The organism is Kribbella lupini (genome assembly GCF_039529595.1).
Taxonomy (GTDB): domain Bacteria; phylum Actinomycetota; class Actinomycetes; order Propionibacteriales; family Kribbellaceae; genus Kribbella; species Kribbella lupini.
Map to the genome: position 1 here is coordinate 200,486 of NZ_BAAANC010000001.1, position 23,461 is coordinate 223,946.

Annotated in this window: 17 protein-coding genes; 10 read left to right on the plus strand and 7 right to left on the minus strand. The window is 70.4% G+C overall.

Features of this window, described 5'->3' with window-relative positions:
• Positions 1–154: 154 nt before the first annotated feature.
• From leuS to ABD235_RS00990, 4 genes are all read left to right on the plus strand, one after another.
• Positions 155–2,635, plus strand: a complete 2,481-nt coding sequence (leuS, locus tag ABD235_RS00975) for a leucine--tRNA ligase (protein ID WP_344167787.1) — start codon at positions 155–157, stop codon at positions 2,633–2,635.
• Positions 2,636–2,648: 13 nt separating this feature from the next.
• On the plus strand, positions 2,649–3,068 hold the full coding sequence (locus ABD235_RS00980; RefSeq protein ID WP_344167790.1) for a YjbQ family protein: 420 nt from the start codon (positions 2,649–2,651) through the stop codon (positions 3,066–3,068).
• 100 nt (positions 3,069–3,168) lie between these two features.
• Positions 3,169–3,360 carry a hypothetical protein gene (locus ABD235_RS00985; protein ID WP_344167793.1) on the plus strand — a complete coding sequence of 64 codons (192 nt, stop codon included), beginning with the start codon at positions 3,169–3,171 and terminating at the stop codon, positions 3,358–3,360.
• A gap of 140 nt (positions 3,361–3,500) precedes the next feature.
• Positions 3,501–6,056 carry an ATP-binding protein gene (locus tag ABD235_RS00990; RefSeq protein ID WP_344167796.1) on the plus strand — a complete coding sequence of 852 codons (2,556 nt, stop codon included), beginning with the start codon at positions 3,501–3,503 and terminating at the stop codon, positions 6,054–6,056.
• Positions 6,057–6,625: 569 nt separating this feature from the next.
• Here ABD235_RS00990 and ABD235_RS00995 read toward each other — a convergent pair.
• On the minus strand, positions 6,626–7,162 hold the full coding sequence (locus tag ABD235_RS00995; protein WP_344167799.1) for a pyridoxamine 5'-phosphate oxidase family protein: 537 nt from the start codon (positions 7,160–7,162) through the stop codon (positions 6,626–6,628).
• Between the two features lie 53 nt (positions 7,163–7,215).
• On the opposite strand from ABD235_RS00995, the gene ABD235_RS01000 reads away from it, so the two are divergent.
• The 5 genes from ABD235_RS01000 to ABD235_RS01020 all read left to right on the plus strand — a co-directional run bounded on the left by ABD235_RS01000 (position 7,216) and on the right by ABD235_RS01020 (position 15,023).
• Entirely contained in the window at positions 7,216–8,058 is an 843-nt protein-coding gene (locus tag ABD235_RS01000) for a DegV family protein (protein ID WP_344167802.1), read from the plus strand.
• Positions 8,059–8,577: 519 nt separating this feature from the next.
• Positions 8,578–9,357 (plus strand): ComEA family DNA-binding protein, encoded by a 780-nt coding sequence (locus ABD235_RS01005; protein WP_344167805.1) that lies wholly within the window; start codon positions 8,578–8,580, stop codon positions 9,355–9,357.
• Complete coding sequence (locus ABD235_RS01010; protein ID WP_344167808.1) at positions 9,344–11,737, plus strand: ComEC/Rec2 family competence protein; 2,394 nt, start codon at positions 9,344–9,346, stop codon at positions 11,735–11,737. Before ABD235_RS01005 ends, ABD235_RS01010 begins: the two co-directional genes overlap by 14 nt.
• A 600-nt stretch (positions 11,738–12,337) precedes the next feature.
• Positions 12,338–13,321, plus strand: coding sequence for a DNA polymerase III subunit delta (gene holA, locus ABD235_RS01015; protein ID WP_344167811.1), 984 nt, complete (start codon positions 12,338–12,340; stop codon positions 13,319–13,321).
• A 1,222-nt stretch (positions 13,322–14,543) separates the two neighbouring features.
• Complete coding sequence (locus ABD235_RS01020) at positions 14,544–15,023, plus strand: GNAT family N-acetyltransferase (protein WP_344167814.1); 480 nt, start codon at positions 14,544–14,546, stop codon at positions 15,021–15,023.
• A gap of 313 nt (positions 15,024–15,336) precedes the next feature.
• On the opposite strand, the gene rpsT is transcribed toward ABD235_RS01020, so the two are convergent.
• The gene (rpsT, locus tag ABD235_RS01025) at positions 15,337–15,597 is read right to left on the minus strand and encodes a 30S ribosomal protein S20 (protein ID WP_344167817.1); all 261 of its coding nucleotides are present in this window, start codon (positions 15,595–15,597) and stop codon (positions 15,337–15,339) included.
• Positions 15,598–16,072: 475 nt separating this feature from the next.
• Here rpsT and ABD235_RS01030 point away from each other — a divergent pair, with 475 nt between their 5' ends.
• The gene (locus tag ABD235_RS01030) at positions 16,073–19,021 is read left to right on the plus strand and encodes a S8 family serine peptidase (RefSeq protein WP_344167820.1); all 2,949 of its coding nucleotides are present in this window, start codon (positions 16,073–16,075) and stop codon (positions 19,019–19,021) included.
• Here the strand turns inward: ABD235_RS01030 and ABD235_RS01035 are convergent.
• From ABD235_RS01035 to ABD235_RS01055, 5 genes are all read right to left on the minus strand, one after another.
• A complete protein-coding gene (locus tag ABD235_RS01035) occupies positions 19,018–20,136 on the minus strand; it encodes a hypothetical protein (protein ID WP_344167823.1) in 1,119 nt (372 codons plus the stop codon). The two genes, ABD235_RS01030 and ABD235_RS01035, sit on opposite strands and share 4 nt — an antisense overlap.
• Positions 20,136–20,654: an RNA polymerase sigma factor gene (locus ABD235_RS01040; RefSeq protein WP_344167826.1), complete on the minus strand. Its 519-nt coding sequence runs from the start codon at positions 20,652–20,654 to the stop codon at positions 20,136–20,138. The genes ABD235_RS01035 and ABD235_RS01040 overlap by 1 nt, the downstream gene beginning before the upstream one ends.
• Positions 20,655–20,701: 47 nt before the next feature.
• Positions 20,702–21,604 (minus strand): phosphotransferase family protein, encoded by a 903-nt coding sequence (locus ABD235_RS01045; protein ID WP_344167829.1) that lies wholly within the window; start codon positions 21,602–21,604, stop codon positions 20,702–20,704.
• 94 nt (positions 21,605–21,698) lie between these two features.
• Positions 21,699–22,919 carry a hypothetical protein gene (locus ABD235_RS01050; protein ID WP_344167832.1) on the minus strand — a complete coding sequence of 407 codons (1,221 nt, stop codon included), beginning with the start codon at positions 22,917–22,919 and terminating at the stop codon, positions 21,699–21,701.
• Positions 22,916–23,452, minus strand: coding sequence for an RNA polymerase sigma factor (locus ABD235_RS01055; protein WP_344167835.1), 537 nt, complete (start codon positions 23,450–23,452; stop codon positions 22,916–22,918). Before ABD235_RS01055 ends, ABD235_RS01050 begins: the two co-directional genes overlap by 4 nt.
• Positions 23,453–23,461: the final 9 nt, after the last annotated feature.

Here is a 23,461-nt window from a genome sequence, read left to right on the forward strand (position 1 = left end):
GGTGATATGCGAGTGAGCCTGCTCCTTAGTTAGCCGTACTGGCAGATCCAGGTCAGTACGGCGTCCCCTCCTGCGTGAGGGGCTTTTTCATGTCTGGGATGCCTTTCTGGCACATTTGGGCTCAACCATCACAGAAGAATGCGGGAGTAGGACCGTGAGCGAGCAGGTGGAAGACACTCCGATCGACCGGGGCGGCTACGACTTCACCGCCATGCAGGACAAGTGGCGGCCGGTCTGGGAGAAGCTCGACCCGTTCAAGGCCAAGGACGACGGCTCGGCCGAGCGGCGGTACGCGCTGACGATGTTCTCCTACCCGTCGGGCGACCTGCACATGGGCCACGGCGAGGTCTTCGCGCTGCACGACGTCCTGGCCCGGTACTGGTTCCAGCAGGGCTACGACGTCATGAACCCGATCGGCTGGGACTCCTTCGGGCTGCCCGCCGAGAACGCGGCGATCAAGCGCAACGAGCACCCGGCGACGTACACCTACGCCAACATCGAGACCCAGGCCGAGTCGATCCGGCGCTACGCGCTGAGCTTCGACTGGTCGCGCCGGCTGCACACGTCCGACCCGGAGTACTACAAGTGGACGCAGTGGCTGTTCCTGCAGTTCTTCGAGCGCGGGCTGGCCTACCGCAAGGCGTCGTTCGTCAACTGGTGCCCGCACGACCAGACCGTGCTGGCCAACGAGCAGGTCGTCCAGGGCCGCTGCGAGCGGTGCGGCCACGAGGTCACCAAGCGTGAGCTGACCCAGTGGTACTTCAAGACCACCGAGTACGCGCAGCGCCTGCTGGACGACATGGACCAGCTGCAGTGGCCCGAAGAGATCCTGCTGATGCAGCGGAACTGGATCGGCCGGTCCGAGGGTGCGTTCGCCTCGTTCCAGGTCGAGGGCCGCGACGAGCCGATCAAGGTGTTCACGACCCGCCCGGACACGCTGTTCGGGGCCACCTTCATGGTGGTCGCGCCGGACGCCAAGCTGGCCGAGGAGCTGGTGACGCCGGAGCAGCGGCCGGCCTTCGACGAGTACCTGAAGGCGGTCAAGGCCTCCACCGAGATCGAGCGGCTGAGCACCGAGCGCGAGAAGACCGGCGTCTTCCTGGGCTCGTACGCGATCAACCCGGTGACCGGCGAGCGGATCCAGATCTGGGCCGCCGACTACGTGCTGGCCGACTACGGCACCGGCGCGATCATGGCGGTGCCCGGTCAGGACAGCCGCGACTGGGAGTTCGCCGAGAAGTTCGGCCTGCCGATCGTCCGGACCGTGCAGCCCGAGGAGGGCTTCGACGGCAAGGCGTACACCGGTGAGGGCCCGGCGATCAACAGCAGCAACGCCGAGATCAGCCTGGACGGGCTGCCGATCGACGAGGCGAAGTCGAAGATCATCGACTGGCTGCAGGACAAGCAGCTGGGCGAGCGCACGATCAACTACCGGCTGCGCGACTGGCTGCTGAGCCGCCAGCGCTACTGGGGTGCGCCGATCCCGATCATCCACTGCCCGGCCTGCGGCGAGGTCGCCGTACCGGAGGACCAGCTGCCGGTCGAGCTGCCGGACCTGCGCGGCGCGGCGCTGCAGCCCAAGGGCATCTCGCCGCTGGCCTCGGTCCGCGAGTGGGTCGAGGTGGCCTGCCCGAAGTGCGGCGGCGCCGCCGAGCGGGACACCGACACGATGGACACGTTCGTCGACTCGTCGTGGTACTTCCTGCGCTACTGCTCGCCCGGGTACACCGAGGGCGCCTTCGATCGCGACGCGGTCAACCGGTGGATGCCGACGTACCAGTACGTCGGTGGCAAGGAGCACGCCGTACTGCACCTGCTGTACGCGCGGTTCTTCACCAAGGCGCTGCACGACATGGGCCTGCTGGACGCCACCGAGCCCTTCACCCGGCTGCTGAACCAGGGCCAGGTGATCAACGAGGGCAAGGCGATGAGCAAGTCGCTGGGCAACGGGGTGAACCTGGGTGACCAGCTGGACGAGTTCGGCGTCGACGCGATCCGGCTGACGATGGTCTTCGCCGGTCCGCCGGACGACGACATCGACTGGGCCGACCTGTCCCCGGGCGGTTCGCTGCGCTTCCTGCAGCGGGCCTGGCGGCTGAGCGGCTCGGTGGAAGCTCCGGTCGGGGCGGATCCGGCCGACGGCGACCTGGCACTGCGGAAGCTGACCCACAAGACCGTGGCCGACGCGAGCGAGCTGATCGACTCGTACCGGTTCAACGTGATGGTCGCCCGGGTGATGGAGCTGGTGAACGCCACCCGCAAGGCGATCGACTCCGGTCCGGGGGCCGCCGACCCGGCGGTCCGCGAGGCGGCCGAGACGGTGGCGATCCTGCTGAGCCTGGTCGCGCCGTACACGGCCGAGGACATGTGGGAGAACCTGGGCCACCAGCCGACCGTCGCCAAGGCGGGCTGGCCGAAGGTCGACCCGGCGCTGCTGGTCGAGGACTCGGTCACCTGCGTCGTCCAGATCGCCGGCAAGGTGAAGGAGCGGCTGGAGGTCGCCCCGGACATCAGCGACGCCGACCTGGAGAAGCTGGCGCTGGACTCGGAAGCGGTGCAGAAGGCGCTGGACGGCCGCGGGGTGCGCAAGGTGATCGTGCGCGCGCCGAAGCTGGTCAACATCGTCCCGGCCTGACACTCTGGCGGGCATGCGTTCCGAGCTGATCGATGTCCGGACCGGTTCCGGTGAGGTCGTCTTCGACCTCACCGGCCGGTGTGAGCAGTTCGTCGCGGCCGAGGCCCACCAGGCCCAGGGCGACGGACTGCTGCACGTGTTCGTCCCGCACGCGACGGCCGGGGTGGCGATCCTCGAGACCGGCGCCGGCAGCGACACCGACCTGCTGGCCGTGCTGGAGGAGCTGCTGCCGCGCGACTTCCGGTGGCAGCACCGGCACGGCACGCCCGGCCACGGGCGCGACCACGTGCTGCCGGCGCTGATCCCGCCGTACGCGTCGATCCCGGTGATCGGCGGCCGGATGATGCTGGGGACCTGGCAGTCGATCTGCCTGGTGGACACCAACGTGGACAATCCTTCACGGCAGGTCCGGCTTTCCTGGCTGCCCTCGTGAATTACTGACCGCCATTGTTTTGTAGCGGGTTTTTGCTGTCGTATCGCGATGTTGCCGGACGTGTTACCTCGGCGAAACACGTCTTCGCTTGAATATCCGCATGGCAGCCCTTGACTCGTTGCTCGACCTCGGCTCCGAGCTCCTCGTGCGCGCGACCAGGAACATCTGTGCCGGCAGCCTGCTCAACGCCGACCACGGCCGCGCCGCCACCGCGGCCCGCCTCTCGGACTGGACCGAGGTCCTTTCCCTGTACGCCGAAAAGAATGCCGAGGACGTCCGGGTCAGCGCCTGATCCCGAAATTGCCTGTTCGGGCAGTAATTCGCCGTTCGCTCTGCCTTCTCGGTCTTGCCGCCCCGGGCGTGCCCGCCGGCACCGCTCCGGTCACGTATCTTGTGCTGTGGCGGTGTGAGGCTCAGAAGGGGTGACGGGCTTTGACGGACGCGGATGGCCGGGCTGCGGGGCGGAGTGGTTTCGCCGATCTCCTGCTCGACTCCAGGGTCCGGGCGGGGTTCTCCCAGGAGGAGCTGGCCGAGGCGGCCGGGCTGAGTGTGCGCACGATCCGCGAGCTGGAGGCGGGCCGGGTGGCGCGCCCGCGCAAGGACTCGGTGCGGCTGCTGGCTTCGGCGCTGGGGCTTCAGGACACCGACAGCTTTCTCGCCGCCGCTGGGCACGGGACCGTCCGGCCGGTGATCGCCGTGGGTGCTCCGGCGCCGACCGGGATGCGCTGGCGGGGGACCAGGCCGATTCCGGACGGACTGGTCGGGCGCGACAAGGAGCTGGCCGAGCTGGCCGACCTGCTGCGGCAGAACCGTCTGGTCACGCTGGTCGGCCCGGGCGGGGTCGGCAAGACCGAGCTGGCGCTGGCCGCGGCCGATCGCTTCTCCGGGGTGGACACGACCGTGGTGGTCGTAGACCTGACGACGGTCCAGCGCGACGCCGCCGTACCGTCGGCGATTCTGGACGCGTTCGGTACGGCGCCCGGCACCTCCGACCTGGACGACGTGCTGTCCGGGCGGCAGCCGGGTGACCTGGTGATCGTGGAGGACAACGCCGAGCACGTGCTCGACGGAGTCGCCACGGTGGCGAACCGGATGGTCCGCAGCTTCCCGAGCATCGGCGTACTGGTCACCTCGCGGATCCCGCTCGGGCTGCCGGACGAGGTCGTGCGCCGGGTCGAGGTTCTGGGCGTACCGCGCAACGACCGCGACTTCGCGGAGATCGCGGCCAGTCCCGCGGTCGAGATGTTCGTACGCCGCGCCGCCCGCGTCCGGCCGGACTTCTCGCTGACGCCGGAGAACGCGGCGACCGTCGCGCGGCTCTGCCAGCGGCTGGACGGCCTGCCGCTCGCGCTGGAGCTGGCCGCGGCTCGGGCCGGGTCGCTGTCGGTGGAGACGATCCTGACCGCGCTGGACGACCGCTTCCGGCTGCTGTCCGGGCCGCGACGCTTCGGTGCGCCGCACCAGCGGACGCTGGCCGACACGATCGCTTGGAGCGTCGACGCGCTGTCCGACGCGGCGCGGCAACTGCTGTACCGGGCGTCGATGCTGGGGTCGCCGTTCACGCTGGACGCGGTGGTCGGCGTCTGCACCGGGCTGCCGATCGATCCGCTCGACGTACCGATGCTGCTGGCCGAGCTGGTGGACAAGTCGCTGCTGCAACCGGTGCTGGAGTTCGAGCAGCTGTACGGCGCGCGGTACAAGATGCTGGAGACGATCCGCGAGCACGCGTACGCCGGGCTGACGTCGCAGGGCACCGACCTGACCGAGTTCCGCGACCGGGCCGTCGCGTGGTGCGCGGAGTACGTGAAGGGGCTGGAGGGCGCCTGGTCGAGTCCGGACCGCGACCGGCGGTACCGGGCGGCCAACGCGAACTCGGCGACGTTCGAGGTGGCGCTGGAGCGCGCAGCCGAGCTGGGCCAGTGGGACACCGCCGCACGGATCGTGCTGGGCTTCCGGATCGCCTGGCAGTACCAGGCGAGCGTGGCGCAGAGCGGGATCCGCTGGGCCGTGGAGTGCGCCGAGAACGTGGTCGACAAGGAGGTCAGCGGGATGCTGCTGGCCATCGGCGGGCGACTGTCGAGCCTCACTGGCGACGTACGGGCTGCTCGGCGGCTGTACGGCGAGGCGCGGACGCTGATCGCACCGGAGTCGGAGATGGGCCTGGTGGCTCGTGGCGGCTGGGTGTCGTCCGGGTCGCTGCTGCTGGACACGGCCAGTTTGGCCGAGATCCCGACGCTGGTGGCCGACGCGCGGGCGCACGGGAACGTCCAGCGCTCCGCGACGGTCCAGGCGATCTGTGGACTGGCGCTGGGCCGGTGGGGTCGGTTGCCGGAGGCCAAGGAGCTGCTGCTGGCCTGGGAGGCCGCGCTGGTGAACCCGGGGGTCTACCCGGACGAGATCGCGTACATGGCGCTCAGCCGGGTCTCGCTCGAGCTGGGCGACCTCGTCGAGGCGCGGCGGTGGGCGGAGCTGGCCCGCGACAGCCAGGCCTCCGACGACCCGGAGCGGACGAAGGTCGCCGGGTGTCTGGCGATGGTCGAGTTCCACGAGGGGCGCTTCGACGAGGCACAGGCGTTGCTGGACGAGGCGGACGCGGACATCCGCGGGCATCGGGGGTACTTCGACTACCTGGTGATGCTGTACCGGAGCCGGCTGGCTCGGCGTACCGGTGATGTCGCCGCGGCCCGTGTCGCGATCCGCGATGCCGTCAGCCGGCTGCAGGTCGAGGGGCGCGTCGTCTACCTGCTGGACGTGTTGCCGGAGGCGGTCGCCGTACTGCACGCGGGTGGGCAGTCTGCCGCGGCCGACCTGCTCTGCGGGCAGCTGCTGGCCTGGCAGCGGACGATGGACCCGCCGATGCTGCCGACCGCCTGGGCCGTGCTGCAGGAGTCGTGCTCGAGTGCCTCGCAGGCGCCGGGCTGGCCTGAGCCGAACCCCGCGGAGTCCGTACGGCGGTTGGCGGACGACGTACTGCGGGCGCTTTCCTAAACGCTGGTCCGGCTCAACGAAGGACTAGCGAGGTGGCGGCCGACCCCTCCGCCGACTGCCACCTCGCCGAGAACTGACTCCCCCTGGTTGTCAGTTCGGTGCCTTACCGCGTCCCCCCGAAATCCCCCGCCGAAGAGCCCCCGGGGAGCTCCAGCGGCCGACCCCACCGATGTCCATCGGCTGTCCCGTGTCGGCCAGGCCCGCACTCGTCCCCTGTGTCGTGTGCATGGCCTCTGCTGGAACCCCACCCCGGGTCCGGTGCCCTGACAGCGCACGGCACCCGGTACTACGTAGGACAGACCCGCACGTCGCAGCACTCCGGAACCTCGCAGCAGCTGAACGGCGCCCCCACCGATCACTGCCTGACCTGCTCCGTGTCGCCTCCACCCGTCCCGTGGTCTCCCTGAGCCGGTCGGTGGTCCGCGGTTGCCTCATCACGGTCCACCTCTTGCTCGGACACCCGGTCCGGCCGTCGATCTCTGTCTGTGTGGAACCTGCCCTACACCGAATATCTTGGTCGGGACGGGCCACCGCGACGAGGCAGAAGAACCGGCAGTTCCCCGGCAGCTTCACTGCGGAAGCGTTTGGGGAAGGCGCTGGTCCTTGGTGAGTTTGGACTTGTCGAAGGCGTAGCCGACCATCCAGTGCGGCTGGAGCCGGCAGTAGACGATGTCGTCGGCCCAGGTGGTGGGGGAGCTGCCGTAGTGGGCGACGAGGTGGTCCTCGATCTCCTGGAAGTCCGGGTGGTCCGCGGTCAGGAACTCGACCTGGCCGTGGCTGAACACCCCGATCCGCTCGCCGTCGACGTACGACAGGCTGGCGGCCGGCCGCTTCCTCAGGTGCCTGGACTTCGCCGCCGAATCCGCCGTCGTGAACACCCACCGCGCGTGCAGGAAGTGCCCGTCGACCGCGCTGATCCGTGGCTCACCCTTGGCCGTGACGGTCGCGAGGTTGAGCGTGCACATGCCGGTCAGCGCCCGGGTCAGCTCCTCGGCGGTCAGGTTGCGCTCGTCGGTGACGATGTTGCGCAGGTGCTCGGTCGAACGCCCGTACGCGGCGTCCAGCAGCTCCTGCAGCTCGGTGATCTCCGCTGTGGTTTCCCTCATTCTGACCACTCTCGCACCACGCACCCACGAAAACCGTCCGGTAACCTCGCTGCATGTCAGCCCGCGTGCACGTCGTCACCGACTCCACGGCGGGCCTGTCTGCGCACGAGGTGCTCCGGCACCCGCTGACCGTCGTACCGCTGCAGGTGGTGATCGGCGGCGTTTCGTACGACGACGGCGGCACCAGCGCCGACGCGGTCGCGGAGGCGCTGAAGGCGTTCACCCCGGTTTCCACGAGTCGCCCGGCGCCCCAGTCGTTCGCCGACACGTACGCCGAGTGCGCGGCCGCCGGCGCCGAGTCCATCGTCTCGATCCACCTGTCCGGCGACATGTCCGGCACCGTCGAGGCCGCGATGATCGGCGCCAAGGAGTCCCCGGTCCCGGTCCGCGTGATCGACTCCCGCTCCCTCGGCATGGGCCTCGGCTTCCCCGTCCTGGCCGCTGCCGCCGCAGCCGCCGCCGGCGCCACCCAGCAGGAGGTCGAAGCCGCCGCCCGAGCACGTATGTCGGCGATCTCGTCGTACTTCTACGTGGACACCCTCGAGTACCTCCGCCGAGGCGGCCGCATCGGCCCCGCCCAAGCCCTGCTCGGCACTGCGCTGGCCGTGAAACCTCTGCTGACGATCAGCGCCGGCCGCATAGTGCCCCTGGAGAAGGTCCGCACCTCGTCCCGAGCCATCGCCCGCCTGGCCGACATAGCCGTCCAACGAGCCGGCACCGGCCCGGTCCAGCTGGCCGTCCACCACCTCGCCAACCTCGACAAAGCCCACACCCTCGCCGACGGCCTCGCTACCCGCCTCCCGCAGGCAGAGGAAATCGTCCTCCGCGAGGTAGGCGCCGTCATAGGAGCCCACGTAGGCCCCGGCATGCTCGCGGTGGTAGTAGCCCCGCTGTAGCGCCCGCGCTGTAGCAGCCTCGGTCGAGCTGACCGTCGAGTACACGAGCCCGGCCTGCCGCGCCGTAGGAGCCCCGCTGGAGCAGCCGCGCCGTACCTGCTGCCTGCCTCGGCCCTCCCTCCTTCTCTTTCCGGCCGCAGCGACCTCAACCCCCGCAACCTCCCCGGCCGCATTGCAGCCGACCCTGCGCCGGGTCGCCACCAACTGGGCGCCCTCTCTTACTTCTCTTCCGGCCGCAGCAACCTCAGCCCCCGCAACCTCCCCGGCCGCATCGCAACCGACCCTGCCGACCGCCGCTTCCGCATGCCCACCCGCGCCCGCTCGCCACCCTGCGCCCGCTCACCTCAGCGTGCCATCCTTCCGACCCACCCACTGAACGCCCTCTCGCGCTTACTTCTCTTCCGGCCGCAGCGACCCCAACCCCCGCAACCTCCCCGGCCGCATCGCAGCCCACCTCAAGTTCTCCACAGCCCAAAATCTCCACCCGCGAGAACGTGCTTTCGCTCGTACCTTCCTTGCGTGAAGCCACCACGCCGCTCTCCCGCGCCGGATCCGGCCGACCGCCAGGCTGCCCTGGACCGGTTGCGCGCCGCCTCCGCCCCGAGACCGGCCGACGAACGGGAGGACCAAGTGCGAGGCGGATGGATCCCTGACACCGTGCTGCCCGAACGCCTGCGCGGCACCCGCTGGACCGTGGCCCCACGCCACCTGATCGTCATCGCCCTGGTCCTCGTCGCAGGCCTGACCTGGGCCGGCTGCTCCGTCCTCCGCTCCCGCCCAGAACCCGTCCCCGAGCGCTCCACGGAAACCCCCGGCACCCCGGTCACCGCCCCAACCCCCACAACGACCAAACCACCAACCCCACAAACCACCCTCGTTGTCCACGTAGCCGGCAAGGTCCGCCGCCCCGGCCTCATCCACACCAAGTCCGGCAACCGAGTAGCCGACGCCCTGGAGGCAGCCGGCGGCGCCCTCCCCGGCACCGACCTGACCACCCTCAACCTCGCCCGCCCCCTCACCGACGGCGAACAAATCGTCGTCGGCACCCCCAACAACGTCCCACCCACCATCAGCTCATCCAGCCGCCCCACAACCCCGAGCACGACCGGCCCGATCGACCTCAACACCGCCACCATCGACCAACTCGACGACCTCCCCGGCGTAGGCCCGGTCCTCGCCCAACGCATCCTCGACTACCGCACCGAGCACGGCCGCTTCACCACCATCGACCAACTTCAGGAGGTCTCCGGCGTAGGCACCAAGAAGTACGAGGACCTGAAACCCCATGTCCGCATCTGACCCCCAAGAGCCCTCCACCCCCGACCCCGACGAAGAGCCCACTCTCGACGCCCGCCTCCTCCTCCCCGCCGCCGCGGGCTGGATCACCGCGATCCTCCTGATGCCTCAAGCCGGCATCGTCGCCGTCATCACCGCCGCCACCGCCACCGCTCTCACCTTGACCCTTCTCACCCTCGCCCTTCGCCGCCGCTCCCGACTCCTCTTCACCCTCGTCGCGATCACCGCCCTCTCCGCCGGCATGGCCGCGGCCTCAGCCCTCCAGATCCACCAACTGACCACCGGCCCACTCCCAGCCCTTGCCGCCGGCAACTCCACCGCCAAACTCCACCTCGAGATCACCAGCGACCCCGCCGTCCGCAGCAGCCCCGGCAACCGCCGACCGCCGTACGTCGTCCTGAAAGCCACCGCCGAACAGCTCACCGCGAAGGGATCCGCCACCCGCATCCGCACCAAGGTCCTCGTCATCGGCTCACCCGCCTGGCAGCACGTCCGGCTAGGCCAGCACGTCGAAACCACCGGCCGCCTGAGCCCGGTGGATCCCGGCTCCGACGTCGCCGCGATGCTCTCCGCCCGCTCAGAACCCACGATCCTCGACGACCCGGCCTGGTGGCTCCGCGCCGCCGAACAGGTCCGCGCCGGCCTCCGAGAATCAGTCGAGGACCAGCCCGACGACGTACGCGGCCTCGTCCCCGCCCTGGTCATGGGCGACGAATCAGCCCTCCCACCCGACCTCGTCACCGACTTCCAACTCACCGGCCTGACTCACCTGTCGGCGGTCTCCGGCACGAACCTCACTCTCCTGCTCGCCTTCGTCCTCCCACTCGCCAGGCTCCTCGGCGTCCGCGCCCGCGGCCTGACCGTCGTCGGCCTGCTGATCGTCGTCGCCTTCGTCATCCTCGCCCGCCCCCAACCAAGCGTCCTGCGCGCCGCCGCCATGGGCCTGGTCGCCCTCGCGGCCATGACCACCGGCGGCAGCAGACGCCGCGCAGTCCGCAGCCTGTCCGTCGCCGTCATTGCCCTGCTCCTGCTCGACACCTCACTCGCACGCTCGGCAGGCTTCGCCCTCTCCGTGCTGGCCACCGCCGGAATCGTGCTCCTCGGCCCCGGCTGGCGCGACGCCCTCGCCAACTGGATGCCACTCCGCCTGGCCGAAGCCATCTCCTGCCCACTAGCAGCCCAACTTGCCTGTACGCCGGTCGTCGCCTGGCTCTCGGGTCAGGTGTCCCTGGTCGCCGTCGCCGCCAACCTGCTCGCGGGTCCCGCGGTCGGCCCAGCCACCATCCTCGGGTTCGGCGCCGCCGGAATCGCCTTGCTGAGTTCGGATCTGGCCCGCCTGGCCGGTTGGCTCGCAAGTTGGCCGGCCCGGTGGATCATCCTGGTCGCCGAGACCGGCGCAGATCTCCCAGGCGCCGTCAGTCCCTGGCCCGCGACGGTCGTGGGTGTCACGATCCTGACCCTGCTCTGCGTTGCACTGACCTTCGGCCTGCACCGAGTCCTCGCGCGTCCGGTGGCTGTCCTGCTCTGCCTGGCGATCCTCGTGTTCGTCGTACTGCGTCCCACTCCGCGTCTGGGTTGGCCGCCGGCCAACTGGGTTCTCGTCGCGTGCGCTGTCGGCCAGGGCGACGGCTTGGTCCTGCGCGCCGGCCCAAACTCCGCCGTGGTGGTCGACACCGGCCCCGACCCGACTCCCATGGACCGCTGCCTCCAAGACCTCGACATCACCCACATCCCCGTCCTGGTGCTCACCCACTTCCACGCCGACCACGCCGGCGGTCTCGCCGGTGCGCTCAACGATCGCCAGGTCGACGAGCTAGAGGTGACGCCGTACTTCTCCCCACCCGCCGAACACCGCCGAGTCCAAGCCCTCGCGGCAACCCACCAGATCCCCGTCCGCCCGGTCACCTACCTCGAACGCCGAACCGTCGGCGCCCTCACCTGGACGACGCTCTGGCCGGCCCAGGTCCCGTCCCTGCCCGGCAACCCGTCGACCACCAGCGACAACGAGAGCTCGCCCGAGAACAACGCCAGCATCGTCATGCTCGTCGAGACCGCCGGCCTGCGCATCTTGCTCACCGGCGACCTCGAACCCGAAGCCCAGCGAGCCGTCCTGGCCGCTCACCCCGACCTCCGCGCCGACATCCTCAAGGTCCCGCACCACGGTTCAGCCCGCCAAGACCCGGCCTTCTTCGCCCAGACCGGCCCCCGCCTGGCCGTCATCTCCGTCGGCCTGGCCAACGACTACGGCCACCCAGCCCCACGAACGCTGGACCTCCTCACCCGAACCGGCACGACCATCCGCCGTACCGACACCGCCGGAGCAGTCGCCGTCACCACCGACAACGGTTCCCTGGCCACCGCCACCCAAGGCAGGCAGCCATGACCAACACCCCGCACCACTCACGAATCCCAGCTCACCGTGTCCGGGAGCTCATCGTGCCCCGCAGCCCAGCGTGTCCGGCCGCGCAGTCAGGACCTCGTCGACCGGCCCTGTCCGTACGTCCTCATCAGATCCCGCGCGGCCAAAACCAGCGACGCCGGTGCCCCTGGCCGGCTGCCGGGCTCGTCGGCCTCGGCGGCACCAAGCGGCGGCACGTGCGCCGGCACCGGTCGGCTTCCGCTGCCGCTCAGCACCCAGACCACCCGTTCGACACCGTCCTGCAGTTCCCCCACGTCCACTAGCGCACGTTCGGCTTCCGCTGCCGCTCAGCACTCAGGCCACCCGTTCGACACCGTGCTGCGGTTCGCGCCACGTCCATCAGCGCACGTTCGGCGTCAAGCGCCTGCACCATCCCGCCATTTCCTTTCTCTCCGGGCCGCAGCGACGCCATCCCCGGCAGCGGCCCTGCCCACACCTGGAAAGGCGCTTGGTCGATCTACTCGACCTGAGCGACCGGGTGGCGGAAGGCCCACCCGGACCAACCGTCGTGATCTCCGGGCTGAAGCGGGGCTTGTCGGTGGGCCGTGGGATGCTGTGCGGGTTATGGCAGCTCGGAAAAGTGGTGCGCCCAAGCTCGGTGACGTGTTGCTCGTCACCGGCTCGGAAACGTTCTTGGCGGATCGCGCGGTGCGGTCGGCCATCGCGGCGGTGTCCAAGGGCAAGACCGACGTCGAGGTCACCGATGTCGGCGCCGGCGAGCTCGATGTCGGGGTGTTCGCCGAGCTGACCGGCCCGTCGTTGTTCGCGACGGAACGCGTCCTCGTACTACGCATGCTGGAGAACCTGCCGGCCGAGATGGTCACCTACTTACTGGACTACGCCGGGGCACCGGCGGACGACGTACTGGTCGTCCTCGTGCACTCAGGCGGCCAGAAGGGCAAGGGCGTCCTCGACAAGCTGCGCAAGGCCTCGGTCAACGAGGTCGTCGCGACGGCGCCGAAGACCTGGGAGCTGCCGCAGTTCGTGGTGGGGGAGATCCGCCTGCACGGTGGTTCGATCGACGACCACGCCGCGGCCGCGCTGGTGGACGCCGTCGGGCACGACCTCCGGGCGTTGTCGGGCGCGTGCTCTCAGCTGGTATCGGACTCAGACGGCCGCTCGATCTCGACCGACCTGATCAGCCAGTACTTCGGCGGCCGCGCCGAGGTCACGAGCTTCGCAGTAGCCGACGCAGCAATCGCCGGCCGCACCGAGCCGGCGCTGGAACAGTTGCGCTGGGCCCTCGACTGCGGCGTCGCAGCAGTCCTGGTCACCAGCGCAATGGCCGGCGGACTCCGAGGCCTGGCGAAGTTCTCGAGCGCACCCCCCGGCCTCCGCGAAGCAGACCTGGCCCGCGAGGTCGGCGTACCCCCGTGGAAGCTGAAGTCCCTCCGCCAACAGTCCCGCGGCTGGACCCCCGGCGGCCTCGCCACCGCGATCAAAGCAGTAGCCCAGGCCGACGCCGACGTCAAAGGCGCCTCCGGCGACGCCGGCTACGCCCTCGAACGCATGGTCATCACCGTAAGCCGAGCCCACGGCCGCCGCTGACCCCACGCTCCAAGCCAGCCAGGCGTTGTGCGTAGAAGGCCCGTCACGCCAGGCACCTGCAGGGACTACAGGCGCTCCTCGAGCGTGCTGAGCTAGGCGCCGTCGAGCTACCCCGGCGCCGACGGCGGCGCCTTCGATGCAACCCGCGCGTCGCCGCTGACCGCGCGCTCTCAGGCCGAGCAGCCGTGGGGGCGTAGCCGCTGCCATCACGCTGCGCGCCTGCGACAGCGCCTTCGGCGGTCACCCGCTCGTCGCCGCTCGCCGCACGCCCTCGGGCCGAGCAGCGTTGGGGCGTACCTGGTGTCACCACGCCGGGCGCCTAGGGGGAGCGGTACGGGTCGGCGTACGCCACGCGGTCGCTCTGCACCCGGCCCGCAGTTGCGCGACGCTGCTCCCCGCCATCGACGACTCTGGCGAGGGCAGCGCCTTCGGCGACTCGCTCGTTGCTCTGACGCCACGCTCTCGTGCCGCGGAGCCGTTGGAGCGTCGTTGACGCCACCACGCTGGGCGGCTGCAGGAGCGGTATAGGTCCGTGCACTTGCGCGATCGCTGTAGCCGGCCAGCAGCCGAGCGATGCTGCTCGCTGCCGTCGGTGATGCCCGCGAGCCCATCGACGAGCAGGCCGCCAAGCACCCACCATCTCGACCGCGCTTGCCTGCCGGAGCAACCCGTTCGCACCCCGCACACCTGCCCACTCGACCTGCCCGCATACCTTCCCACTCGACCGCGCCTGCCCGAGCGACCCACTCATGCGACCGTGTCTGCCCGGGCAAGCCACTCACTCGACCGCGCGCCCGCACAGCCGCCGACTCGACCGCGTGCCCTTGCATTCGCCCGTATGCCTGCTGACTCAACCGCGTGTGGCTGCTCGAGGAACCGACCACTCGGCTGCGCGCTCGTACACCCGCCGCAGACCCACCGACAGGACCGCCTACTTGGGCAGCAGGTGCTGGGTCTGCTCGTGTTGAACCGCTGAGCAGGCCGAGGATCGCCATCAGCAGCACACCCTGGGCGGCGCCGAAGTAGCCGCCGAGCGGCGCCAGCAGGTCATGCCTACCTGACCGTGTGCGTTGAACGCGCCGCCGCGGCGGGCTGGTCCGGCTGCGCCTCGACGGGTCGTCGGCTCTGGTGGAGCGAGCTAGCGGTTGTGGCCGCGCTGTTGGGGATGCCGAGGTCGTTTGGTTTTACGGGGGCTCGCTGGGGTGGACGTTAGGTTGGGCGGGTGGCGACTTATGGGGAACTGCCCGCGGAGTTGGAGACCGAGCGGTTGCGGTTGCGGCGGTGGGTGGCGGCGGATGCTGAGGAGTACCGGGGGTTGTGGCTGGAGCGGGATCCTCGGGCGTTGCGGCGGGTTGATGCTGAGGGGCGGCCGACACTCGAGGAGATGCGGGGGTGGCTGGTCGAGAATCCGTTGGCGGCGGCGCCTGGGTTGGGGTTGCTGGTGATCGAGCGGCGGGACACGGGGGAGTTCATCGGGTACTGCGGGTTGACCGTGGGGCAGGCGTCGTTCGACGAGCCTGAGATCGCGTACGAACTGGCGCGGCGGGCGCACGGGTACGGGTATGCGACGGAGGCGGCGCGGGTGGTCGTCGAGGCTGCTGCTCGGACGGGGCGGCGGCGGTTGTGGGCGACCGTGCGGGAGTGGAACGCTGAGTCGTTCCGGGTGCTGGAGAAGCTGGGGTTCTCCCGGAGCGGTCGGTGACCGCGGATGCCGAGCGTGGGGACTCGATCTGGATGACCCGCGAGCTCGAGCCGGTCTGAGGGCGCAGGCCGGCGGCGGTCGGGAACATGCAGAAGGCGCCGACGATGAACGCAGGGTCGGCCGGACTAGGCGGCGCGGCGGTGATCATGTTGTCGGCGACGCCGAGTGACGGGCGGCCGCCTCGCGATGAAGGGCCGGCTGAGCCGCGGATCGAGCTGCAGGCGTCCTGTTCCGGGGCGCCGTCAGGCCGGTTTCGGGTACGCAAAAACGATCGGCCCGGTCCACTGGGTGGAGGGCCGATCGTCGGGTGCGATCAGAGGGAAGCGGCCTTCTTGAAGATGGACGACTTCCGGTTGGCGGCCTGGTTGGCGTGGATGACGCCCTTGCTGGCGGCCTTGTCGAGCAGGCGGCCAGCAACCTGGGCCTGCTCCTGGGCCTTCGCGGAGTCGCCGGCCTCGGCGGCCTCGCGGAAGCGGCGAACTGCCGTCTTGAGGGTCGACTTCACAGACTTGTTGCGAAGCCGCGCAGCCTCGTTCTGGCGGTTGCGCTTGATCTGGGACTTGATGTTCGCCACGGAGCAGAGCCTCGATCAGGAGTTTGCGGTCAGTACAGGAAAGGTGGCGGGTGCAGGGCGGTAAACCGACGCACACACGCGAAGAGACAGATTAGCAACAACTTGGGAGGTCCTCCAAACTGAGTGGCTCCCTGTGGCGAAGCCCGATGGAGGGCGGAGGAGAAGTCCCCGGGAGCAGCAGAGCAGAAGACTCGTCACAAGAGGGCGGGAAAGCTCGCGGTACGACGGGAAAAGCAGGCACTGAACCTGTGACACGGCGTGGACCGAGCGTGACATCGGGGTGGCCCACCGGCATACTCAGGGCCCTCGTGGCGCCGTTGGGGACGGCGGCCACCTCGGCGTCGCAGCAGCAAGCCGAGAGCAGCGCGCCGGCCAGGGAGCCGACCGCGACCGACCAGCCAGCTCCGTCCAGCTCTGGAGGAACTCCGTGCCAGCTTCCGCCCGCAGGCGTCTGACGGTGCTCACCGTCGCCGCCGTGAGCGCGACCGCCTTGGTCGCCACCGCCGTGAACCACGCGACGGCGTCCACCCCCACCGCGACGCAGGTCGAGCCGCAGGTCAAGGAGTCCGAGACGGGGGCGTACATCGTCCAGCTCGACGACTCGCCGGTCGCCGAGTACGACGGGGACATCGCCGGCCTGGCCGCGACCCGGGTGCTGCCGGGTGGCAAGCTGCTGCGCGAGGCGACCCAGGTGGTCAGCTACGTCCAGCACCTCGCCAACGAGCGGACCCAGGTGCTCGACCAGGTGCCGGGTGTGCGGAAGCTGTACGACTACGACTACACGTACGCCGGGTTCTCGGCGCGGATGTCGCACGACGACGCGGTGAAGCTGGCCAGGACGTCCGGTGTGAAGAGCGTCGAGCCGAGCGAGATGCAGCACGAGGACACCGTCGACACCCCGCGGTACCTCGGCCTGTCCGGCAAGGGCGGCGCCTGGCAGCAGGCCGGCGGTGTCGACAAGGCCGGCGACGGCGTGATCGTCGGCGTGATCGACTCCGGGTTCACCCCGGAGCGGCCGAGCTTCGCGCCGATCAGGACCACCAAGGCGTCCGACGCGCTGGTCAAGAAGAAGTGGAAGGGCACCTGCCAGGTCGGCACGGAGGCTCCGGTGACCTGCAACAACAAGGTGATCGGTGCTCGGTACTTCGACGCCGGCATCGGCGACCGCCCGATCGCGGAGGAGTACCGCTCGCCCCGGGACTACGGCGGCCACGGCACCCACACGGCCAGTACGGCGGTCGGCAACTACGGCGTCGACATGAAGGTGCTCGGCCGGGACTACGGCAAGGGTTCCGGCATCGCCCCGCACGCGCGGCTGGCGATCTACAAGGTGCTCTGGACCGTCGACGCGGCCGGTGGCGGCAGCGGGACCGACGCCGACATCGTGGCCGGGATCGACGCGGCGGTCGCCGACGGGGTCGACGTGATCAACTACTCGATCTCCGGCTCGGGCTCGACGTTCGTCAACGCGACCGGCCTGGCGTTCCTGCGGGCCGCGAAGGCCGGCGTCTTCGTCTCGACCAGCGCGGGCAACACCGGCCCCGGCGTCAGCACGGTCGGCAAGAACTACCCGTGGGTGACGACCGTTGCCAACGGCACCCATGACCGCGAGGTCCAGACCACGGTCACCCTCGGCAACGGCAAGTCCTACACCGGCGCGGGCATCGCCAACGGTACGCCGCAGTCGCCGCTCGTCCTGGCCAAGGACGCGGGCCTGGCCGGTGCGAACCAGACCAACCTCGTGCTCTGCATGCCCGGCACGCTCGACCCGGCGAAGGCGGCCGGCAAGATCGTCGTCTGCGACCGCGGTGTCAACGACCGCGTCGACAAGAGCCGCCAGGTGAAGGCCGCGGGCGGTGTCGGCATGGTCCTGGTCAACCCGACCGCGAACACGCTCGACTCCGACCTGCACTCGGTCCCGACCGTCCACCTCGACAACGTCGCCGGCCCCGAGGTCAAGGCGTACGCCGCGACCGCGAACCCGACCGCCACGATCGCGGCCGCGAAGACCGTCCGCGTGAACGCGCCGAAGGTGGCCAGCTCGTCCAGCCGCGGCCCGTCCCTGGCCGGCAACGGCGACCTCCTCAAGCCGGACGTGATGGCGCCCGGCACCAACGTGCTCGCCGCGACCACGCCGTTCGCGGCCGCCGGTGGCGAGTACGCGTTCATGAGCGGTACCTCGATGGCCGCGCCGCACATCGCCGGCGCCGCCGCCGTCCTGAAGGGCCGGTACCCGACCTGGTCGCCGATGGCGATCAAGTCCGCGCTGCTGACCACCGCCACCTCGGTCAACACCGAGGGCGGCGCGATCCAGAACGACGCGGGCTCGCCGGGCAACCCGTTCGGCTACGGCGCCGGACTGATGCAGCCGAAGAACGCGATGGACCCGGGCCTGGTCTACGACTCGTCGTACGACGACTGGGCGCGGTTCGTCTGCGGGTCCGGGCAGGTCGGCGCTACGCACGAGCTGTGCGCCAAGGGCAAGATCGACCCGAGCGACCTGAACTACCCGACGATCGCGATCGGCGACCTGGCCGGCAAACAGACGGTCAAGCGGACCGTGAAGAACGTCGGCAAGCTGCCCGAGGTCTACTTCCCGAAGGTCGAGGGCCTGACCGGCTTCAAGGTCACCGTGACGCCGAAGCTCCTGGTCCTGCTGCCGGGCGCGAGCGCGTCGTATCGGGTGACCTTCGAGCACAACGGCGCTCCGCTGGAGCAGTACTCGTTCGGCAAGCTCAACCTGCGGTCCGCGCGGCACGTGGTCAGCAGCACGCTGGCGATCCGGCCGCTGACCGTCAAGGCGCCGGTCCAGGTCAACGGCACCGGCACGAGCGGGTCCGTCCCGGTCCCGCTCACTTCCGGGTACGCCGGGACGCTGCAGACCTCCGCGGTCGGCCTGGCCGCGGCGGGAGTCAACGACGCCGCGCTGAAGAACCCGGGCGGAGTCTCGTTCCCGACGACGAACCCGGCGGCCAACGAGCACGTCGCCAAGTTCACCGTGAACGTGCCGGCCGGGACGAAGTACGCCCGGTTCTCCACCTTCGACGCGGACTATCCGGCAGGCACCGACCTGGATGTGTTCGTCTACAAGGCCGGTACGACGGCAGTGCTCGGCAGCAGCACCGGCGGCTCGGCCGAGGAAGAGGTGAACCTGCCTGCGCCGGCCGGCGGTTCGTACGACGTGTACGTCGACCTGTTCGCCGGTGCCGACAAGCAGAGCGTCAAGCTGAACCACTGGGAGCTCCAGACCCCGGCGGGCAACCTCACGGCGACTCCTGCCAGCCAGTCGGTCCAGGTGGCCGGCCAAGCGAGCGTCACCGCCGCCTGGTCCGGCCTGACCGCTGGTACGCGGTACCTGGGTCTGCTGACCTACTCCGACGGAGCCGCCGGCTCCGGCTCGACGGTGGTCCGCGTCGACGCCTAGGGCTGACCGAGCCTGACCCAGGTGTCTGCGGGAGCTGTGTACACGGCCTCGCAGGCACCTCTGGTCACGTCACAGCGGTAGAAGACCTCCTGAACAGAGCCGAGGTGCCCGGCCGGCTTTCCGTCGAGCGTCGCCAACAGATGGGTCGCGTCCTCGAACACAGGCGGACCCACCAGGGCCCCGGCCGGCAGCGCGAGCTTCGTCGTCCGGCCGCCGGTGACGGCGACCCGGTGGTCGAGGTTGACGATCGTGGCGCCGTCCGGGGAGAAGCCGGCGTACCGCCGCTCGGTGGCCGGAGCACAGTACTCGGCGTCGACAGCCAGTTGACCGTCACGCGCCGTCCCGGCCCTCAGACAGGTGGTCGAGCCCTTCTGGGTGACCGCCATGACGCGGTCGCTCGCGGTTCCGACGAAGAGGTTGGCGGCGTAGTCGTCGACCTGGAGTTGCGTGAACTGGTCGGTGCCGGGCTTCCAGAGGACGGGCGGCACCTTGCTGGAGTACTCCTCGATCAGCCAGACGCCGTCGCTGTTCCAGCCCCGCGGAGTGATCGATCCGTACGGCACCACCAGGCTGTTCACCTCGTTGCCGGTCGCGATGTCGAGCGTGACCAACCGCGTCCTTCCTCCTCCGGCCGAAGTCGCTGTGACGACTTGCCGGTGGTCGGGCGACACCTCGAACCCGCGAGCTTCGCCAGGTCCGAACGGCGTCAGGTCTCCCGTCGGCCGGAGGAGCCCGAGCCGGTAGGTGCGCGACTCCTTGTCCTGGTGCAGGATCACCCAGCCGCCGTCGACGCGCGCGCTGTCGCGGAAGCTCGTCATGGTGTCGTCCAGCGGTAGGGTCACGTCGCCGTCGTGCAGGGTCACCGGGTTCGCCATCACGGCGTACGGGACCCTGAGGCCGGGCTTGGCTGCCGGCTCCACCGCTGGTGGTTCGGCGGTCAGCTTCGACACGACCGGTACGGCGACGACCGCGGCGATCGTCGCGGCAGCGGCCAGCACGGGCCAGATGCGGCGGCGGGCGACCGGCTCGTCGAGCCCGGGCGGTTCGGCGTCGTCGGGGACCGTGGCGGCCTTGGTCTGCAGGTAGTCGCGCAGGCGCGTCTCGGTGTCGGTCATCAGGCGTCCTTCAGGTGCTGGGTCAGGAGGGCGAGGCCGCGGGACGCGGTGGCGCGGGCGGTGGACTCGCTGATCCCGAGGGTCTGGGCGATCTCGGCGTGCGGGAGATCGAGGTAGTAGCGCAGGACGAGGACCTCGCGGGCCCTCGCCGGCAGCTTGCGCAGCGCTCGTTGGACCTCTCGGCGTTCCTCGTCGAGCACCACCTCGTGCTCGGCGGAGGCGCCGGGTCTGTCGAGCGGCGGAATGTAGAGCCGGGCGACGCGGCGTCGGCGGAGGGTGGAGCGGCTGCGGTTGAGCACCGTCGTCCGGAGGTAGCCGAGCGCCTTCGCGGCGTCGTCGAGCGGCCAGCGCCGGTACAGCTCGGCGAAAGCCTCCTGGACCAGGTCCTCGGCCGACTGGCGGTCGTCGACCATCAGCACCGCCAGCCGGACCAGCCCGACCCAGTGCTCCCGGCACAGCCGGGTCACAGCGGCCGGTGCGTCGTCTGGCACCGGTACGGCGGCGCCGATGCTCACCATTGGATTCGTCACACCCCTCTAGACGCCCGGCGAGCCAGAACGCTGCATCAGGGGGTCAGGCGTTCGCGCAGCCAGTCGAAGTGCACCTGGGCGGTGGCGTACTGCCAGGCGCGCATGGTCGGGATGCTCGGCTGGGGCGGCTGCGTGCTGCCCCACAGGTAGCCGGCGCAGAGTCCGGCGATCAGGCCGTTCACCCCCGGCTCGTCCGGGAGGTCCGGCAGGTCGACCGACTCGTACATGTCGCCGCACAGGATGACCGTGTCCGTCCAGACCGGTGCGATCGAGGCGTGGGCCCAGTCGACGAAGACGACCCGGTCCTCGGTGAGCAGGAGGTTGTCGGCCCGCAGGTCCCAGTGCGCCAGCGCACTGCCCTTCGACAGCTCGTCCAGCCCGGTCTGGGCCAGCTCGGCGAGCTCCTGCTCGCGCCCGGCCGCCCAGTCCGGTACGGCGACGCCGTCGGCGATCACCTTCTCCCACCGGCTCAGGAAGGCCCGACTGCGCTCGGCCGCGACTGGCGCCTCGGCCCAGGGCGCTGGGTCCAGCGACTCGGACAGCTCGGCCAGTGCGTCGAGCACCCGGGAGGCGTCGTGCTGGTGCCAGGGATGCGGCGGCACGTACCCGGAGATGTCCTCCAGCAGGATCCCGACCCAGTCGCCGTCGTCGTACACGCCGTACAGGCCGGGGGTCTGTGGCAGCGGGCCGATCGCCTGCATGGCGGTGATCTCGTTGCGGATCAAGTCGGGCGTGCCTGGGTTCAGCTCGGGCCCGACCGCCTTGACGAAGGCACGCCTGCCCGATGCCGTCACCAGCCGTGCCGCCACGCCGGGCGAGAACCCGCCCAGCTGCGTGGAGGCCGAGACGACCGAGGCGCCGAGTGAGCGCTCGACCCACGCGCGCACCCGGGCAGGAGCCTGTTCGTAGGCCAAGCGGGTCCCCAGTGCGTGCGCCATGCCTACTGAGGGTAGATGGTCGGTCCGCGTACGGGCGGCCGGTTTTCCACCGGCCGGACAGCGGCCCGGCCGGTGGCTCTGCCGAAGGAAGGGGTCAGGGGCGGCCGAGGTCAGGCCCGACCGGGGCGGTCTGCCGCGGACCGTCCTTGACGCGCTCGCACGCTCCGCTGACGACGTCGCACCTCAACATCACCTCGCGGGTGGACCCCATTCCCATCTGGCCCAGCAGGTGAGTGTCGTCCTCCCAAACGCCGAGGTAGTCCGCGCGGAACACCCGCGGCGACAGCTTCAGGCGCGTCTTGGCCCCGGTGTCCACGACCACTCCTTCGACCGCGTCCCCGTCGGCCACCAGCAGTTTCCCGTCCGGTGAGAGGGCGCCGCCGCTGCTGCCGCACTGCTCCCGCACGGTCTTCAGCCGAGTGCCGTCCAGCTCGGCCACCCGCACGCACGGCGCAGGACCGTCCTCGTCGGCCTGTGCCGGATCGCTGAGCAGGATCCGATCCGTCGTCCGGTACGCCGTCAGCCGGCGTCCCTCGGTGTCCACCGGTTCGGGCTCCGAGCCCGGCCTCCAGACGCGTGTCTGCGAGCGTTCGCCGCGAGGCATGAACCAGATCCCGTCCCCGTTCCAGCCGAGGACCTCGGTCTCCGAGTCGGTCGGCCAGGACGCGGTCTCCTTGCCGTTCGCAACGTTCCGGACGGTGACCCGGGCCTGGTCGTCCCCGGTCGGGGTGACGAAGGCGACCTGCGACCGGTCCGGTGACAGGCCCACCCCTTCGCCGGTGATCCCGCCGAACGAGCTGAACGCGCCGGAGGTGTCGAGCCGCCCGATCGCGAGCTCGCCGCCCGGGCCGTAGCCCAGCCGGCCGACGATCCAACCGCAGTCCACGCGGCCGAAACCGAAGTAGTTGTAGCCGCGCTCGAGTGGGGTCCGGACACCGTTGTCCTGGATGTAGCCGCCGGAACCTTCACGATTCGGCGCCATCTTGAACGGGACCCGCGGTGCTGCTCCGAACGGCAGCTTGTCCAGTTCCGGGGTCGCCGGCTTCGCCCCATTCTGCCGTGGGTAGGCCAACGGCTCGACGGCCGCCGGCGTCGCGCAAACCCCCGTGGCGACCTGGCCGCGGTTGTCGGTGCGCGAGATCGCCACCGGTACGACGACCGCCGCGAGCACGGCGGCCACCGCGAGCGCGATCACGAGCACCGGCCGCGGGCGGCGTACGGAAGTACGCCGTACAGGAGGAGGCGGTACGGCGTCGCTCGGGACGGTCCGGGCCGCGGCGTCGAGGGCGTCGGTCAGACGCTGGTCGAGATTCATCGGTCCTCCTTCAGCTTCGCGCGCAGGGACTTCAGCGCCCGGGAGGCGGTCGAGCGGACCGAGACCTCGGTGATGCCGAGGGTCTCGGCGATCGCGGCGTCGGACAGGTGCAGGTAGAACCGCATCACCAGCACCTCGCGCCGCCGGGCCGGAAGGGTCGCCAGCGCGGCCAGAACCTCGCGCCGGTCCTCGCCGAGCATCGCCTGGCTCTCGGCGGACCAGACCGGCGGATCGACGGGCTGCCGGTGCAGTACGGCGAGCTTGCGGCGGCGCAGGACCGAGCGGCTGGTGTTCAGCACGGCCGAGCGCAGGTACGCCTCGACCCGGGTGCCGTCCTCGATCTTGTCCCAGCGCCGGTAGACGGCCGTGAAGGACTCCTGGACGGCGTCCTCGGCGGAGGCGCGGTCGCCCAGCATCAGCAGCGCCAGCCGCACCATCCCGGCCCACTGTTCCTGGTACAGCCTGGTGATCGCGGCCTCACGCTCCGCGACCGGCGGTGGGTGAGCCTGGGACCGGCGCAGGCTCAGCATCATGTTCGTCAC